At 58.0% G+C, this 14607-nt stretch carries 13 protein-coding genes; 5 read left to right on the top strand and 8 right to left on the bottom strand.

Annotation, left to right across the window (positions count from 1 at the left end; translation table 11 throughout):
* Nucleotides 1–44: 44 nt before the first annotated feature.
* The 6 genes from mdcE to glpD all read right to left on the bottom strand — a co-directional run bounded on the left by mdcE (nucleotide 45) and on the right by glpD (nucleotide 6381).
* Complete coding sequence (gene mdcE / locus NR195_RS20290; RefSeq protein ID WP_163640460.1) at nucleotides 45–845, bottom strand: biotin-independent malonate decarboxylase subunit gamma; 801 nt, start codon at nucleotides 843–845, stop codon at nucleotides 45–47.
* Complete coding sequence (locus NR195_RS20285) at nucleotides 845–1678, bottom strand: biotin-independent malonate decarboxylase subunit beta (protein WP_010253223.1); 834 nt, start codon at nucleotides 1676–1678, stop codon at nucleotides 845–847. Before NR195_RS20285 ends, mdcE begins: the two co-directional genes overlap by 1 nt.
* A complete protein-coding gene (gene mdcC / locus NR195_RS20280) occupies nucleotides 1671–1970 on the bottom strand; it encodes a malonate decarboxylase acyl carrier protein (protein ID WP_010253220.1) in 300 nt (99 codons plus the stop codon). The genes NR195_RS20285 and mdcC overlap by 8 nt, the downstream gene beginning before the upstream one ends.
* Nucleotides 1971–1978: 8 nt before the next feature.
* A complete protein-coding gene (locus NR195_RS20275; RefSeq protein ID WP_187512163.1) occupies nucleotides 1979–2839 on the bottom strand; it encodes a triphosphoribosyl-dephospho-CoA synthase in 861 nt (286 codons plus the stop codon).
* Nucleotides 2839–4494, bottom strand: coding sequence for a malonate decarboxylase subunit alpha (gene mdcA, locus NR195_RS20270; protein ID WP_010253213.1), 1656 nt, complete (start codon nucleotides 4492–4494; stop codon nucleotides 2839–2841). The genes NR195_RS20275 and mdcA overlap by 1 nt, the downstream gene beginning before the upstream one ends.
* A gap of 381 nt (nucleotides 4495–4875) precedes the next feature.
* A complete protein-coding gene (gene glpD / locus NR195_RS20265) occupies nucleotides 4876–6381 on the bottom strand; it encodes a glycerol-3-phosphate dehydrogenase (protein ID WP_010671548.1) in 1506 nt (501 codons plus the stop codon).
* 227 nt (nucleotides 6382–6608) lie between these two features.
* Here glpD and glpE point away from each other — a divergent pair, with 227 nt between their 5' ends.
* The 5 genes from glpE (at nucleotide 6609) to malQ (ending at nucleotide 13228) form a co-directional block, all read left to right on the top strand.
* A complete protein-coding gene (gene glpE, locus NR195_RS20260; RefSeq protein ID WP_010253207.1) occupies nucleotides 6609–6935 on the top strand; it encodes a thiosulfate sulfurtransferase GlpE in 327 nt (108 codons plus the stop codon).
* A 29-nt stretch (nucleotides 6936–6964) separates the two neighbouring features.
* Nucleotides 6965–7786, top strand: a complete 822-nt coding sequence (gene glpG / locus NR195_RS20255) for a rhomboid family intramembrane serine protease GlpG (RefSeq protein WP_010671549.1) — start codon at nucleotides 6965–6967, stop codon at nucleotides 7784–7786.
* A gap of 31 nt (nucleotides 7787–7817) precedes the next feature.
* Nucleotides 7818–8576, top strand: a complete 759-nt coding sequence (locus NR195_RS20250; protein WP_010253201.1) for a DeoR/GlpR family transcriptional regulator — start codon at nucleotides 7818–7820, stop codon at nucleotides 8574–8576.
* Nucleotides 8577–8731: 155 nt separating this feature from the next.
* The gene (gene malP, locus NR195_RS20245; RefSeq protein ID WP_256844857.1) at nucleotides 8732–11137 is read left to right on the top strand and encodes a maltodextrin phosphorylase; all 2406 of its coding nucleotides are present in this window, start codon (nucleotides 8732–8734) and stop codon (nucleotides 11135–11137) included.
* 9 nt (nucleotides 11138–11146) lie between these two features.
* The gene (gene malQ, locus NR195_RS20240; RefSeq protein WP_256844856.1) at nucleotides 11147–13228 is read left to right on the top strand and encodes a 4-alpha-glucanotransferase; all 2082 of its coding nucleotides are present in this window, start codon (nucleotides 11147–11149) and stop codon (nucleotides 13226–13228) included.
* 35 nt (nucleotides 13229–13263) lie between these two features.
* Here the strand turns inward: malQ and nfuA are convergent, their stop codons facing one another.
* Both nfuA and gntX read right to left on the bottom strand, forming a co-directional pair.
* Nucleotides 13264–13839 carry a Fe-S biogenesis protein NfuA gene (nfuA, locus tag NR195_RS20235; RefSeq protein ID WP_010253194.1) on the bottom strand — a complete coding sequence of 192 codons (576 nt, stop codon included), beginning with the start codon at nucleotides 13837–13839 and terminating at the stop codon, nucleotides 13264–13266.
* A gap of 58 nt (nucleotides 13840–13897) precedes the next feature.
* Nucleotides 13898–14578, bottom strand: coding sequence for a DNA utilization protein GntX (gene gntX, locus NR195_RS20230; RefSeq protein ID WP_256844855.1), 681 nt, complete (start codon nucleotides 14576–14578; stop codon nucleotides 13898–13900).
* Nucleotides 14579–14607 lie beyond the last annotated feature (29 nt).

Genomic DNA, 14607 nt, shown 5'->3' with positions numbered 1-14607 from the left:
GCGCCCCGTCAGACCGGTTTCGGCAGGTTTATTTTTTTATTTAATTACCAGGTTGCGCGCATCCGCTCGCGAACCAGGGAGGAGCTGTGGCGATTGGATGCGCCCAGCCGGTTTTTCAGGCTGGGATCCTGACGCGCATCGCTAATGGCTTTCTGCAAGGCGATCTCGACCATCGCCACATCGGCGTCAGAAGGTGCATCGGGATTGGGCACGTTCAGCAGATCGGAGAGCAGACCCAGCGTGGCGAAGTTATTCACGTCATAGGCCATCGGCGGAATGGTCGCCGCCAGTTTCTCCAGCGCCTCCACCGAACGCAGCGTGATACGCGCGGCGGACTCTTTACCCATGGCGTGCACCAGCACACCCTGATCGTTGAGCGCAATCAGGCGGTTGGCCTGATAACCGTGCGCCAGAAAGGCGCCAGACATCGCTTTGCCAACAATCAGCCCAATCACCGGATGACCCGCAAGGCGTGCTTTGGCATAAGCGCCTGCAGCCCCGGCCAGCGCCTGATGAATACCGAACGCCTCTTCGCGACGGCCATAGGCCTGACTCGGTACGTCGATCACCGCCACAATCGGGCGTTTTACGTCGCTGTTCTTGTCCTCTTCCAGCGTTTCATTCACTACTTTCGCCAGCGTCCAGCCTTCCAGCAGACCGACTTCGCCCCTCGCGGCACGCGGATAGTGGTTTTGTGCATCGGGCACCACGGCGATAAAGCGCACGCTTTCACCATTAAGTTCACCGTCCGCCACCTGGACAGAGGCACACAGGCCGCTGAGGCGCTGCGCATCAGGTGCAAGTTTTTCCAGCCAGATTGCACCGCGGCTGTTTGTCTGGGTCATTATTTATCCTCCCGGGCGAAAAGCTGTTTAATCTGCGCCGTGTCCGCCTGCTGACGGGTGTCGAACTGTGTCAGACGTGGCAGGAAATCGGCATATTTATCGCTGCGGTGCTGCGCAGGAACGCCTTTGGCAATGAAGTCATTCATCGCACTCTTAACCGCATTGACGCCATCACCGACCAGCGCATCGACCAGGCCGCTGGCGTAGCGGATTTCACCGCCGGTCATGCTCCAGATAAACGGGCGATCGCGCGAGTCATACTCTTCAATGCCCGCTTCCTGCTCAATCACCTGCGGACCGTTCAGCCCCAGGCGCGCTTCACGCGTCACAATCAGGTAGCTGCACAGCGCAGCGGCGATGGACATCCCGCCAAAGCAGCCGACGGTACCGGCAATAATGCCGATAACCGGGGTATAGCGGCGCAGATCGACAATCGCGGCATGAATATCGGCAATCGCCGCCAGCCCCAGATTGGCTTCCTGTAAACGCACGCCGCCGGTTTCCAGGCAGAGCACCGCCTGAGTGGGTATTCCATTGCGGTTGTCTTCGGCTGCCAGTTCCAGCGCCGCCGCCATTTTGGCACCGGAGACTTCGCCCATGCTGCCACCCTGGAAGGTGCCTTCAATGGCGATAACCACCGCAGGCTGCCCGTTCAGCGTGCCGCGTGCCACCACCATGCCGTCATCTGACTGCGGCACCACACCCTGCGGGGCCAGCCACGGCGACATGATGCCTTCGAAAGGATCCAGCAGTTCGCGATAGCTGCCGTCGTCCAGCAGTGCACGGGCGCGCTCACGGGCGCGTAATTCAATAAAACTGGCATCGTTACGCATGGCTCACCTCCTCAAAAACCTGTTCAATACGGATACGCGCCACGCCGGGTGTCGCGCCGAAATCGTGAATAATCAGCTTTCCGGCGGGCAGACCGTTGGTTAAATTCAGGCGGTCAAACAGCGCCTTCCAGCGGGCGTCGCTGTTATCCAGTGAGGTGGTGATATCAATGCTAAGCGTTTGTCCTTCAGTTGCGGTGTACAGCACTTCCATATCACCGGAACCAACGACCCCTGCCAGAGCTTTACCGCTGAGTGAGCGGTTAGCAGGTAAAGATAATGTGATGTGTTCCATAATGGCCTCTAGAAATAAGAATGTTCAGGGGAACAGACCCGATCAATGAACAGCGTCGCGGCCAGCAAATCGGCGGCCCCGCCAGGCGAAGCGTTGAGCGACAGCATGCGCTGATCGAGCTGCGCCAGCGCCTTCTGGCCGCCTGCTGTGCGACAGCCGCCAGACAGCAGCACGGCGCATGCTCCCTGCTGCATCGCTTTCAGTCCGGTCATACCGGCCCGTGACAGCACGCAGGTATCGCTGAGCGAGGTCATGATCGCCATTAGCGCATCAAGGCGGGCTTCATTTTCACTGGCACCCGTTGCACGACTGGTCATCAGTTGTGGCAGCGCCAGCTTCATCACGTGAGGAAACGCCTGTTGCGCCTCTTCGCGTGCGCCGGGCACTTGATAGCGGTGCGTCGCTTTTAACCCTTTGCTGAACAGTTTTGGCGCGGCGCGGTCGGGCAGGCTGGCCAGCGCGGCTGCGGTGCGGGTCAGCTGGTCGGCACTGGCCGCGCCACCGTGCATGGCTGCAGCACTGACCAGCAGTCCCAGCGCCCAGATCGCACCCCGATGGGTGTTGACGCCGCCGGTTGCCGCCATCATCTGCTGTTCACCGTCACGGCCCAGCCGACCCACCGTTTCGCGCAGGGCAATATCAGCAGGGCGCAGCCAGCTGTGACGGGCCAGCGCCAGAAAGGTCGGCACAAGGCTGTGAGCGGAACGCTCCATCAGCGCCAGCGTCAGGTCCTGATGCGCGCCGTTTCCCCGACTGTCTACCAGACCCGGCTTGGGGCTTAGCCGCGCTTCATCGGTCAGACAATCGCGCGCAATCATCGCCAGCTGGCTGGCCTGCGCCTCGGTTTGAGTCTGCGACAGAAGTTTCATTACCAGCTCCGGAATTTTGCCGGTGGGTTATAAAGACCACCCGACCATTCCACCAGGTCAGAGACGCTGCTGGCGGCGAGCAGTGAGCGGGTCGCATCTGAACGACGAATGCCCATATCTTCCGGATAGACCACTTTGCCGCTTTTACGCAGGGCCGCCACGCGCGCCGCATCGACGCCAAGGCCGATATCGGTGATGCCGGCTACCGCAGCGACCATCGCACGGCGCTCTTCAAGGCTTTCCGCGCGATAGAGATAGGCAATACCCTCTTCGGTCAGCACGTGGGTGACGTCATCGCCATAGATCATCACCGGTGCCAGCGGCATACCGGTCGATTTCGCCACTTCAACGGCATCAAGCGTTTCAACAAAGGTCGGTTTGGCACCGGCCTGGAAGGTTTCCACCATCTGAACCACCAGTTTTTTACCGCGCTGCATCGGATCCGGTTCGGTGATCATATTGAGCCATGCAGGCGTGGCATGGCGTCGGCCGTGCGGATCGTGGCCCATGTTAGGCGCACCGCCGAACCCGGAAAGGCGACCGCGGGTCACGGTTGAGGAGTTTGCCAGGCCATCGACCTGCAGGGTGGCACCGATAAACATATCCACCGCATACTGACCTGCCAGCTGACAGAAGGCGCGGTTAGAGCGCATAGAGCCGTCGCTGCCGGTGAAGAAGATATCGGGACGGGCGCGAATGTACTCTTCCATGCCCAGTTCGCCACCGAAGCAGTGCACGCTCTCAACCCAGCCGCTCTCAATCGCCGGGATCAGCGTCGGATGCGGGTTAAGGGTCCAGTGCTTACAGATTTTGCCTTTCAGGCCGAGTTGTTCGCCGTAGGTAGGCAGCAGCAGTTCGATCGCGGCGGTATTAAAACCGATACCGTGGTTAAGTGACTGCACCTGATGTTCGGCGTAAATGCCTTTAATCGCCATCATCGCCATCAGGATATGTTCCTGCTTAATCAGGCGCGGATCGCGGGTAAACAGCGGTTCGATAAAGAAAGGTTTATCGGCTACGACGATGTAATCGATCCAGGAGCCAGGAATATCGACACGGGGCAGGTCGGTCTCGTCATCGACCAGCTCATTTACCTGGGCAATCACGATACCGTCACGGAACGCGGCGGCTTCCACCAGGGCAGGCGTATCTTCAGTACTCGGGCCGGTGTAAAGGTTGCCTTTGCGGTCAGCTTTATAACCGGCAATCAGCGCGACGTTTGGACTCAGATCGACATAAAGGCGGGAATAGAGTTCGATATAGGTGTGGATTGCGCCTATTTCCAGCTGACCATCTTCTAACAACTGAGAAATACGCAGACTTTGCGGACCGGAAAAAGAGAAGTCGAGTTTACGCGCAATGCCTTTTTCGAAAATATCCAGATGCTCACTGCGACCCACGCTCGGCATAATCATATGCAGGTCGTGTACTATCGCCGGATTAACCTCAGCCAGGGTACGTGATAAAAAATCGGCCTGCTTCTGGTTATTCCCTTCCAGTACCACCCGGTCGCCCGGTGCAATCAGTTTTTCAAATGCTTCTACAGCTCTTTCAGTAGGAATGACTTTGCCATCAACAGGGAAGGATGCCAGACGACGCGCTTTTTCACTGCGGCGTGTGTTCCATTCCCGGGCAGGCGTTTGGCCTGTGTTCATTTCAACCTCCTGATTAAAATAACGGTTGTTTCGTTTTTACTGAGGAAAGTTTGTGCTTTCTGATGACGTCGTTCAATTAAGCAAAAAGCCTGAACGTTATATTTACAGTAACAATAGGATGTGAACGTTTTGATATGCGAAGCAGAAAGAGTTGAGTTTAGGCGCTGACCAAAAATGTGATCGCATAAACGGATTTCTGTATAAAAAATGGTTTGAGCCTGGCATTTTTAATAAAAAGTTCGTCGTACAAAAATAAACTCTGCTACACGCTGAAAAGCGCAACCTGTCGGATCAGCACCCGGATTCACCGACCCGCTATCGCAGACATAAAAAAAGCAGGCCGAAGCCTGCTTTCTGATTCTTTAGTTAGTTACTGTCCGTTTATGATGCCAGCGACAGGGCGGGTTTAGCTTTCGCTGCCAGCCACTCGGTGACTCGCGCCTGCTGCTCTTTGGTCAGCCACATGCCCTGTTTGGTACGACGCCAGATAGCATCATCCAGCTCACGCACCCACTCATGCTGCACCAGGTAGCGTAATTCTGCTTCGTAAAACTCGTGACCGAAGTTCTCGCCCAGATCGTCCAGGCTTTTCGCGCCAGCCAGCAGGGTTTCAGTGCTGCTGCCGTAGGTGCGCGAGAAGTGGCGCGCCATATTTTCACTGATAAACGGATAGCGACGACGCAGGCTGGCCGCATAATCTTCACGGGTGCCGGAGATATTTCCGCCTGGCAACACGCAGTTCTTCGTCCATGCCGGGCCCGCGTTCGGGTAGTACTTCGCCAGTTTCTCCAGCGCATGTTCTGCCAGCTTACGGTAGGTGGTCAGCTTGCCGCCAAACACCGACAGCAGCGGAGCCTGACCATTATCGTCGCGCACATCCAGGGTGTAATCACGGGTTATCGCCTGTGGCGAATCGGATTCGTCATCACACAGCGGACGGACACCGGAATAGGACCAGACGATATCGTCAGCGGTCAGCTGCTTTTTAAAGTGTCCGTTGAACACTTTCAGCAGATAGTCGGTCTCGCTGTCATCAATATTGACGTTTTTCGGATCGCCTTTGTACTCGACGTCGGTGGTACCGATGATAGAGAACTCATCCATCCACGGGATGACAAACACGATGCGGTTATCTTCGTTCTGCAGAATGTAAGCCTGCTTTTCGGTATGGACGCGTGGCACCACGATGTGGCTGCCCTTGATCAGGCGAATACCGTAAGGTGATTTCAGCTTCAGGCTGTCGTCGAACAGCTGTTTGACCCACGGGCCGGCAGCATTGACCAGGCCTTTCGCCTGCCAGGTAAAGGTTTTACCGCTGTCGACATCTTCCGCTTCGACCTTCCACAGGCCGCCTTCACGCCAGGCACGGGTCACGCGGGTGCGGGTACGGACTTCGCCGCCACGCTTCACGACTTCCTGTGCGTTCAGTACCACCATGCGGGCATCATCGACCCAGCAGTCAGAATATTCGAATCCGCGCGTAATTTCCGGCTTCAGGGCCGAATCCGCGCCAAATCGCAAACTTTTACTGCCTGGCAGACTGGTACGCTTGCCAAGATGGTCATACATAAACAGGCCGGTGCGAATCATCCACGCCGGACGCAGATGCGGACGGTGCGGCAGACGGAAGCGCATCGGGAACGCCAGATGCGGAGCCATTTTCAGCAGCACTTCACGCTCGGCCAGTGCTTCACTGACCAGACGGAATTCGTAATGTTCAAGGTAGCGCAAGCCGCCGTGAATCAGTTTTGAACTGGCAGAGGAGGTCGCGCAAGCCAGATCCCGCGCCTCCAGCATTAACACCGACAGTCCGCGTCCTGCAGCATCTGCTGCAATGCCGGCACCGTTGATGCCGCCGCCGATCACGATCAGGTCTTTGGTTTCCACGTCATCTCCTCCGATGTTCGGAATAGTTCACTAATGTTCGTTTTCGAGCATAATCATAATCGCAAACCAACATTGACGCCAGCTTTTAACCAGGTAAAAACATTTTTGCGTGATATAGCTAACATTCTGCCCACCAAAAAAACCGATAGCCGTAACGATTGTCAGGTTATCGGCGTCGATTCTCGGGTTACACTACGCGCTATTGTGACGCTGTTATGAGAGATCCCATGGAAACGTTCGAATGTATTGATGTGCAGCAGGCGCAGGCGCGTCTGGCGCAGGGTGCGCTGCTGGTAGATATCCGCGATCCGCAAAGTTATGCCCTGGGTCATGCGGCCGGTGCGTTGCATCTGACCAACAGCAACCTCAGCGATTTTGTCAGCGGCGCCGATCACAGCCTGCCGGTGCTGGTGATGTGCTATCACGGCAACAGCAGCAAAAGCGCGGCACAATATCTGCTGGGACAGGGCTTCAGCGCGGCGTACAGCATTGATGGCGGCTTTGATGCCTGGCGTGCTGCCTTTCCTCAGCAGGTTGCCCTCGGCAGCGAATAGATTGCCGCTCGTCACATGGAGAGTTACTGATGCGCATTACTCAATTTAATCAGCCCCGCATGGCGCAGGCCTTTGTTGACTACATGGCGACGCGGGGCATCACGCTGCGTATTGAGCATGAAAATCACTACGTCATCATGCTGGATGATGAGAGCAAGATTTCACTGGTCGAAAACGAACTTCAGCAGTTTTTGCACGACCCTAACCATCCGCGTTATCAGGCCGCCAGCTGGCACAGCGGAAAAACTGACAGTGGCCTGCGCTATGAGCGCAGCAATATCTGGGCGAATATCCGTGAGCGTGCCGGTCCGCTGACCATGACGCTGATGGTGCTCTGTATCGCGATATTTATTCTGATGCAGGTCATGGGCGATCGCACCGTGATGGCCTGGCTCTCCTGGCCGGATGCCGATCAGCATCTTCAGGTCTGGCGCTGGTTCAGCCATGCGCTGCTGCACTTTTCACTGCTGCACATTCTGTTTAATCTGATGTGGTGGTGGTATCTGGGCGGCGCGGTTGAGAAGCGACTTGGCAGCGGCAAACTCTTTGTCATCCTGCTGATTTCGGCTCTGCTCAGCGGCTGGCTGCAGGCGAAGTTCAGCGGCATCTGGTTTGGTGGCCTGTCGGGCGTGGTCTATGCCCTGATGGGTTACTGCTGGCTGCGCGGGGAGCGCGATCCCGACAGCGGCGTCTATCTTGAACGGGGATTGATCGGTTTTGCGCTGGTCTGGCTGGTGATTGGCTGGTTTGGTGTCTTTGGTCTGGCTATTGCCAACGCGGCGCACGTCGCCGGTCTGGTGGTCGGACTGGCGATGGCGCTGGTGGATACGCGTAAAGTCACGCGTCGTTAGACAGGATTATGCGGGTTAACAGGAGAGGAACGTGAAGCAGACGCAACGTCATGACGCGATTATCGATTTAGTCCGTCGTCAGGGATATGTCAGTACTGAGGAGCTGGTGGATCATTTTGAGGTCAGCCCGCAAACCATTCGTCGCGATCTCAACGATCTGGCCGATCAGAACAAAATTCAGCGTCACCACGGCGGCGCGGCGCTTCCCTCCAGCTCTGAGAATACCGCCTGGCACGACCGTAAAATGATGTGGTCAGCGGAAAAAGCGCGGATTGCCCAGCGCGTGGCCAGCCAGATCCCGGATGGTGCCACGCTGTTTATCGATATCGGCACCACGCCGGAAGCGGTGGCGCATGCGCTGCTCAACCACAGCGATTTGCGCGTGGTCACCAATAACCTTAACGTCGCCATGCTGCTGATGGATAAACCCGATTTCCGGGTCATTATCGCGGGCGGTGAAGTGCGGACCCGTGATGGCGCGGTAATGGGTGAAGCGACGCTCGACTTTATTTCTCAGTTCCGGCTCGACTACGGCATTCTGGGGATCAGCGGCATCGATATGGATGGTTCGCTGCTGGAGTTTGACTATCACGAAGTCCGCACCAAGCGCGCCATCATCGAAAATTCACGCTGCGTGATGCTGGTGGTGGATCACTCGAAGTTTGGCCGTAACGCGATGGTCAACCTCGGCAACATGAGTCTGCTTGACTACCTCTACACGGACAAAACGCCGCCTGCCAGCGTAATGAAGGTGATTGAGCAGCATGAGGTTCACCTCGAACTCTGCTGATTCCTGCCACGCCAGCCTCCCGGCTGGCGTTTTTCTTTGATTGCTGTCGCTTTTTTCCTCACTCCCGTCTTTACTTAACGGTTGCTGGCACCCGGTTGCCAGCCCGTGCGCTTTCTATTTTTGCTTCACCTCATTGCGTAACAGAAGGGAGTGATATGCCGCAGCAAAAATTTAATAAAGCCCGTTTTAATGCCGCCTTTACCCGCCAGTGGCAACAGTTAAGTCTCCGTTCCGCCCAGCAGATGACCCCGCACCAGGCGTGGCAGGCGGTCAGCGCGGCGCTGGCGGAGCTACTGGACGCACAACCGGCACCGCGTCCGGCTGTGCAGCAGCGTCACGTTAATTACCTCTCGATGGAGTTTCTGATTGGCCGTCTGACCGGCAACAACCTGCTCAATCTCGGCTGGTATAACGACGTCAAAGCGGCGCTGGCTGAGCACGAGTTCGATTTAACGGAACTGCTGGAGCAGGAGGTCGATCCGGCGCTGGGCAACGGCGGGCTGGGACGACTGGCCGCCTGCTACATGGATTCGATGGCAACGGTGGGGCAGTCCGCCACCGGCCACGGACTGAACTACCAGTATGGCCTGTTCCGCCAGTCTTTCGATGATGGTCAGCAGATTGAAGCGCCCGATGACTGGCAGCGTGAGCGCTATCCCTGGTTCCGCCACAACGCGGCGCTGGATGTGGAAGTCGCGATGGGGGGCCGGGTAGAAAAGCAGGAAAACGGCGGCGTACGCTGGCTGCCCGATTTTACGCTGCGCGGCGAGGCCTGGGATTTGCCGGTGACCGGCTACCGCAACGGCGTGACGCTGCCGCTGCGTCTGTGGCAGGCCGTGAGTGCGCATCCTTTTGATCTCACGGCGTTTAATGACGGCAATTTTCTGCAGGCGGAGCAGCCGGGCATCGAGGCGGCAAAACTGACCAAAGTGCTCTATCCCAATGACAACCATCAGGCCGGCAAGCGGCTGCGCCTGATGCAGCAATATTTCCAGTGCGCCTGTGCGGTGGCGGATATCCTGCGTCGTCACCATCTGGCGGGACGCAGTATTCACAGCCTGCCTGACTTCGAAGTGATTCAGCTTAACGATACACATCCCACCATCGCCATCCCGGAGATGCTGCGCGTGCTGCTGGATGAGCATCAGCTGAGCTGGGATGAGGCGTGGCAGATCACCAGCCGGTTGTTTGCTTACACCAATCACACGCTGATGCCGGAGGCGCTGGAGCGCTGGGATGAGAAGCTGATGCGCAGTCTGCTGCCGCGCCATATGCTGATCATCAAAGAGATCAACCAGCGGCTGAAAAAGCAGGTGAAGCAGCGCTGGCCGGATGACAAAGCGATGTGGCACAAGCTGGCGGTGGTCGCTGACGGTCAGGTGCGGATGGCGAATCTCTGCGTCGTCAGCGGGTTTGCGGTCAACGGCGTGGCGGCGCTGCACTCAAGCCTGGTGGTCAGCGATCTTTTCCCGGAATATCACCAGCTCTGGCCGCAGAAACTCCACAACGTCACCAACGGCATCACGCCACGCCGCTGGCTGAAGCAGTGTAATCCGGCGCTGGCCGGGCTGATTGATGAGACGCTGAAAACCGAGTGGGCCAATAACCTTGAGGCGTTAAGCGGTCTGGAGGCCTATGCCGACGATCAGGCGTTTCGTCAGCGCTATCGCAGCATCAAACAGCAGAATAAAGCGCAGCTCACAGAGTATATCGCCCGCCACACGGGGATTATCGTGAACCCGGCCGCGCTGTTCGATGTGCAGATCAAACGGCTGCATGAGTACAAGCGCCAGCACCTCAGCCTGCTGCATATCCTCTACTGCTATCAGAAGCTCTGTCATAACCCGGAGGATGTCACCTTTACGCCACGGGTGTTCCTGTTCGGGGCCAAAGCCGCGCCGGGTTATTACCTCGCCAAAAATATCATTTACGCCATTAACAAGGTGGCGGAGGTGGTGAACAACGATCCACGGGTCGGCGACCGACTTAAAGTGGTGTTTATCCCGGACTACCGCATCACCGTGGCCGAACTGATGATCCCGGCGGCCGATCTCTCAGAGCAGATCTCCACCGCCGGGTATGAAGCCTCCGGCACCGGCAACATGAAGCTGGCATTGAACGGTGCGCTGACGATTGGCACGCTGGATGGCGCCAATGTCGAGATTGCCGAACAGGTGGGTGAGGAGAATATCTTTATCTTCGGTCACACCGTGGATGAGGTCAAAGCGCTCAAGGCGAAAGGCTATAACCCGAAAAAGGTGCGTAAGCAGAACAAGCCGCTGGACGATCTACTGAAATCGCTGGAGAAGGGCAAATTCAGCAACGGGGATAAACATGCGTTTGACCTGATGCTGGAGAGCCTGACGAAACATGGCGATCCCTGGCTGGTGCTGGCCGACTTCCAGGCCTACATCGAGGCGCAGCAACGGGTGGAAGCCCTGTGGCGCGACCCGGAAGGCTGGACCCGCGCCGCCATCCTCAATACGGCACGAACCGGCATGTTCAGTTCGGACCGGTCAATTCGTGACTATCAGCAACGTATCTGGCAGGCACCGCGCTAAGGAGCAGCAATGAAGCAACATTCACTCGGTCAGGCCGCCCGTGCCGCGGGAATTTCACTGGACTACATCAACGTCAATGGCGAGAAAGAGGCGATCAGCGATGAGACCCTGCAGGCGCTGCTGGCGGTGATGGACGATCCGCAGGACGCAAAAAAATCGCCGCTGCCGCCGGTCGCGGTGTTCAGCGGCAGTGGCAAGCGACAGCTGACGCCACAAGGCAGCGGCGTTTACCGCTGGCAGTTGCAGACTGAAAACGGCAAACAGCACAGCGGCGAGTTAACCGCCTGTGAGCCTTTTACACTGCCTGGTCCGCTGGCGCAGGGGTACCACCAGCTCACACTCAGTAAGGGCAAAAAAAGCTGGCAGACGCGGATTATCGTCGCGCCGCGCCGCTGCTATCTGCCTCCGGCGCTGGAAGCGGGGGAAAAACGCTGGGGTGCGCTGGTGCAGCTCTACACCGTGCGCTCTGAACAAAACTGGGGCATCGGCGACTTCGGCGATCTCGACCAGCTGCTGGTGCAGCTGGCTGAGCGCGGTGGCGATTTCGTCGGGCTGAATCCGCTGCATGCGCTCTATCCCGCCAGCGCCGGTTTCGCCAGTCCGTATAGCCCGTCGTCGCGCCGCTGGCTGAACGTAATCTATATCGACGTCAGTCAGGTAGCCGATTTTCAGCAAAGCGCGGCGGCACAGAAGTGGTGGAAAAGCGCCAGAACCCGGAAGGCGCTGACCAAAGCGCGTGAGGCGGAGCTGGTTGACTACGAGGCCGTAATGGCGCTTAAGCTCGCTGCGCTGCGGCACGCCTGGGCACACTTTCAGACGCGAGACAGCCAGAGCGAAGAGCATCAATCCTGGGCGGCCTTTGTGCATGAAGGCGGCGACAGCCTGCGTTATCAGGCCGCCTACGACGGCATACAGCTGGAGCGGCGGGCAGACAAGGCGCAGCAGGGCGGCTGGCCTGCGTGGCCGGAAGGGTGGCGCAACAGCCAGTTGCCGGAGGTGCAGCAGTGGTGTGCACAGCATGAAGAGGAGATCGCCTTCTGGCAATGGCTGCAATGGCTGGCGCAGCAGCAGTTCTCTGGCTGCTGGACGCACAGTCAGGCGCTGGGCATGAGCGTCGGACTCTATCGTGACCTGGCAGTGGGCGTGGCGGAAGGCAGCGCGGAAACCTGGCACGACCCGGAGCTTTACCGCCTCAAGGCCTCGGTGGGTGCGCCGCCTGACCGTCTCGGTCCGCTGGGACAAAACTGGGGCTTACCGCCGATGGATCCGCATGTAATGAAGGCGCGCGGCTACCAGCCATTTATCGACATGCTGCGCGCCAATATGCGCGACTGCGGCGCGTTGCGCATCGATCACGTGATGTCACTGCTGCGTCTGTGGTGGGTGCCTGCCGGGGAGACGGCGGATAAAGGCGCCTATGTGGCCTATCCGGTCAACGATCTGTTGGGCATCCTGGCGCTGGAGAGCCACCGGCTGCGCTGCATGGTGATTGGCGAAGACCTGGGCACCGTGCCCCAGGAGATTGTCAGCCTGCTGCGTAAAAGTGGCGTCTTTTCATGGAAGGTGCTCTGGTTTGAGCAGGAGAAGGATGAGCGCTATCGCGCGCCGCAGGACTATCCGCGCCAGTCGATCGCCAGCGCCAGTACGCACGATCTGCCTACGCTGACCGGCTTCTGGGAGCAGGGCGACCTGGCGCTGGGTGAGAAGATTGGCCTCTATCCGGGCGATGCAGTGAAAGCGTTACATCAGCAGCGCGCCGCGCAGAAGCAGGCGCTGCTGGATGCGCTTCATCAGGCGGGCGCCTTACCGGCACGCAGCCAGAAGAAGGCAGAGAAGCTCACCATGACGCCTGCGCTGAATCGGGCAATACATCGCTTCCTGGCGGATACCGACAGTGCGCTGCTTGGCCTGCAGCCTGAGGACTGGCTTGGCATGACCACGCCGGTCAACGTCCCGGGCACGGTGGATCAGTACCCTAACTGGCGACGCAAGCTGAGCAAAACGCTGGAGGAGATCTTTGCGGACAAGGAAGTGAATGCACTGCTGAAGGTGGTCAGCCAGCAGCGTCAGTCAGGACAGAAAGGGCAATAACAGAAGCGCGGCAGCCAGGCTGCCGCGCTTAATCATCAGTAGAACGAGTGTTCACCGCGCTGATGCTCAGTAATATCCCGCACGCCTTTGAGTTCCGGGAAGGCGGCCAGCAGCTCTTTCTCGATACCATCTTTGAGGGTCACGTCGATCATCGAACAGCCGTTACAGCCGCCGCCAAACTGCAGAATGGCGTAGCCCTCATCGGTGATCTCCATCAGCGACACGCGACCGCCATGGCCGGCCAGCTGTGGGTTGATCTGCGCCTGAAGCAGATACTCAACGCGCTCAACCATGGGCGCATCATCAGAGACTTTACGCATTTTGGCATTCGGCGCTTTCAGCGTCAGCTGCGAACCGAGGTTGTCGGTAACGAAGTCAATTTCAGCATCTTCCAGATACGGCTTGCTCAGTTCATCAACGTAAGCAGAGAGCTTTTCGAACTTCAGTTCGGTGTCAGTAGCTTCAACGGCATCGGGCGGACAGTAAGAGACGCCACACTCGGCTGTTGGCGTACCCGGGTTAATCACGAATACGCGAATCTGGGTGCCATCTTCTTGTTTGGATAGCAGTTTAGAAAAATGTTCCTGGGCAGAGTCAGTAATTCGGATCATGTCGATTGCTCAATAGTTGACTAATTTAGTTGGTTATAATACGCCCATCAAAGACGCTCTACAAGGTACGGCACAGGCACCAGACCTGCACGCTGGCGGCACCCTGGGCCATTAACAGGCGGCTGATTTCATCTACCGTACTGCCGGTGGTAATGACGTCATCCAGCAGAGCGATATGGCGTCCCTGCACCACCATTTCAAGGCAGAAAGCACCCCGTAAGTTGGTGCGGCGCTGGCGGGCGCTGAGCTGATGCTGTAATGCGCCCCCGCGCTTGCGGGAAAGATCTTCGCGCCATTCACATCCCAGCCAGTGCGCCAGCGGTGCGGCCAGCAGTACCGTCTGATTAAAGCCACGCTGCCAGCGTCGTCGCCGATGCAGCGGAACCGGCAGCAGCAGATTGGGACGCGGCACACTGCCACGCCGGTAAACATTAAGCCAGCTTAGCAAAAGCAGCCGCGCCAGCATCACCCTGAGTGCGGTTATGTGAGAAAATTTAAGCTGGTTAACCCACTGGCTGAACGGCGGACAATAGTCATTGACGCAGACCAGCGCCTGCCAGGCGGGCGGTTTAAGCTGGCAGCGGCCGCAGGCGACCTTTGCTGAACCTGCCGGCAATCCGCAGCGTGGACAGAGCAGCGGTAACGGCGGTAATCCGCGCAGACATAAGCTGCAGATGCCATGCCGGGCTATCCGCAACGGCATCTGGCATAGCCAACACAGGGCGGGCATTGCTAGCATAGCGACCTCCTTATCATTTTCGGGATAGT

Origin of the sequence: Pantoea sp. Ft-CA_14 (genome assembly GCF_024520875.1) — a bacterium.
GTDB classification, from domain to species: Bacteria; Pseudomonadota; Gammaproteobacteria; order Enterobacterales; family Enterobacteriaceae; genus Pantoea; species Pantoea agglomerans.
Note: the sequence above shows the minus strand (reverse complement) of the source record. Positions and strands in the feature narration are given on the sequence as shown.

What these genes read in the sequence shown, in the direction of transcription:
- mdcE (WP_163640460.1), bottom strand. Translation starts at nt 845, where the DNA reads ATGACCCAGACAAACAGCCGCGGTGCAATCTGGCTGGAAAAACTTGCA.
- NR195_RS20285 (WP_010253223.1), bottom strand. Translation starts at nt 1,678, where the DNA reads ATGCGTAACGATGCCAGTTTTATTGAATTACGCGCCCGTGAGCGCGCC.
- mdcC (WP_010253220.1), bottom strand. Translation starts at nt 1,970, where the DNA reads ATGGAACACATCACATTATCTTTACCTGCTAACCGCTCACTCAGCGGT.
- NR195_RS20275 (WP_187512163.1), bottom strand. Translation starts at nt 2,839, where the DNA reads ATGAAACTTCTGTCGCAGACTCAAACCGAGGCGCAGGCCAGCCAGCTG.
- mdcA (WP_010253213.1), bottom strand. Translation starts at nt 4,494, where the DNA reads ATGAACACAGGCCAAACGCCTGCCCGGGAATGGAACACACGCCGCAGT.
- glpE (WP_010253207.1), top strand. Translation starts at nt 6,609, where the DNA reads ATGGAAACGTTCGAATGTATTGATGTGCAGCAGGCGCAGGCGCGTCTG.
- glpG (WP_010671549.1), top strand. Translation starts at nt 6,965, where the DNA reads ATGCGCATTACTCAATTTAATCAGCCCCGCATGGCGCAGGCCTTTGTT.
- malP (WP_256844857.1), top strand. Translation starts at nt 8,732, where the DNA reads ATGCCGCAGCAAAAATTTAATAAAGCCCGTTTTAATGCCGCCTTTACC.
- malQ (WP_256844856.1), top strand. Translation starts at nt 11,147, where the DNA reads ATGAAGCAACATTCACTCGGTCAGGCCGCCCGTGCCGCGGGAATTTCA.
- nfuA (WP_010253194.1), bottom strand. Translation starts at nt 13,839, where the DNA reads ATGATCCGAATTACTGACTCTGCCCAGGAACATTTTTCTAAACTGCTA.
- gntX (WP_256844855.1), bottom strand. Translation starts at nt 14,578, where the DNA reads ATGCTAGCAATGCCCGCCCTGTGTTGGCTATGCCAGATGCCGTTGCGG.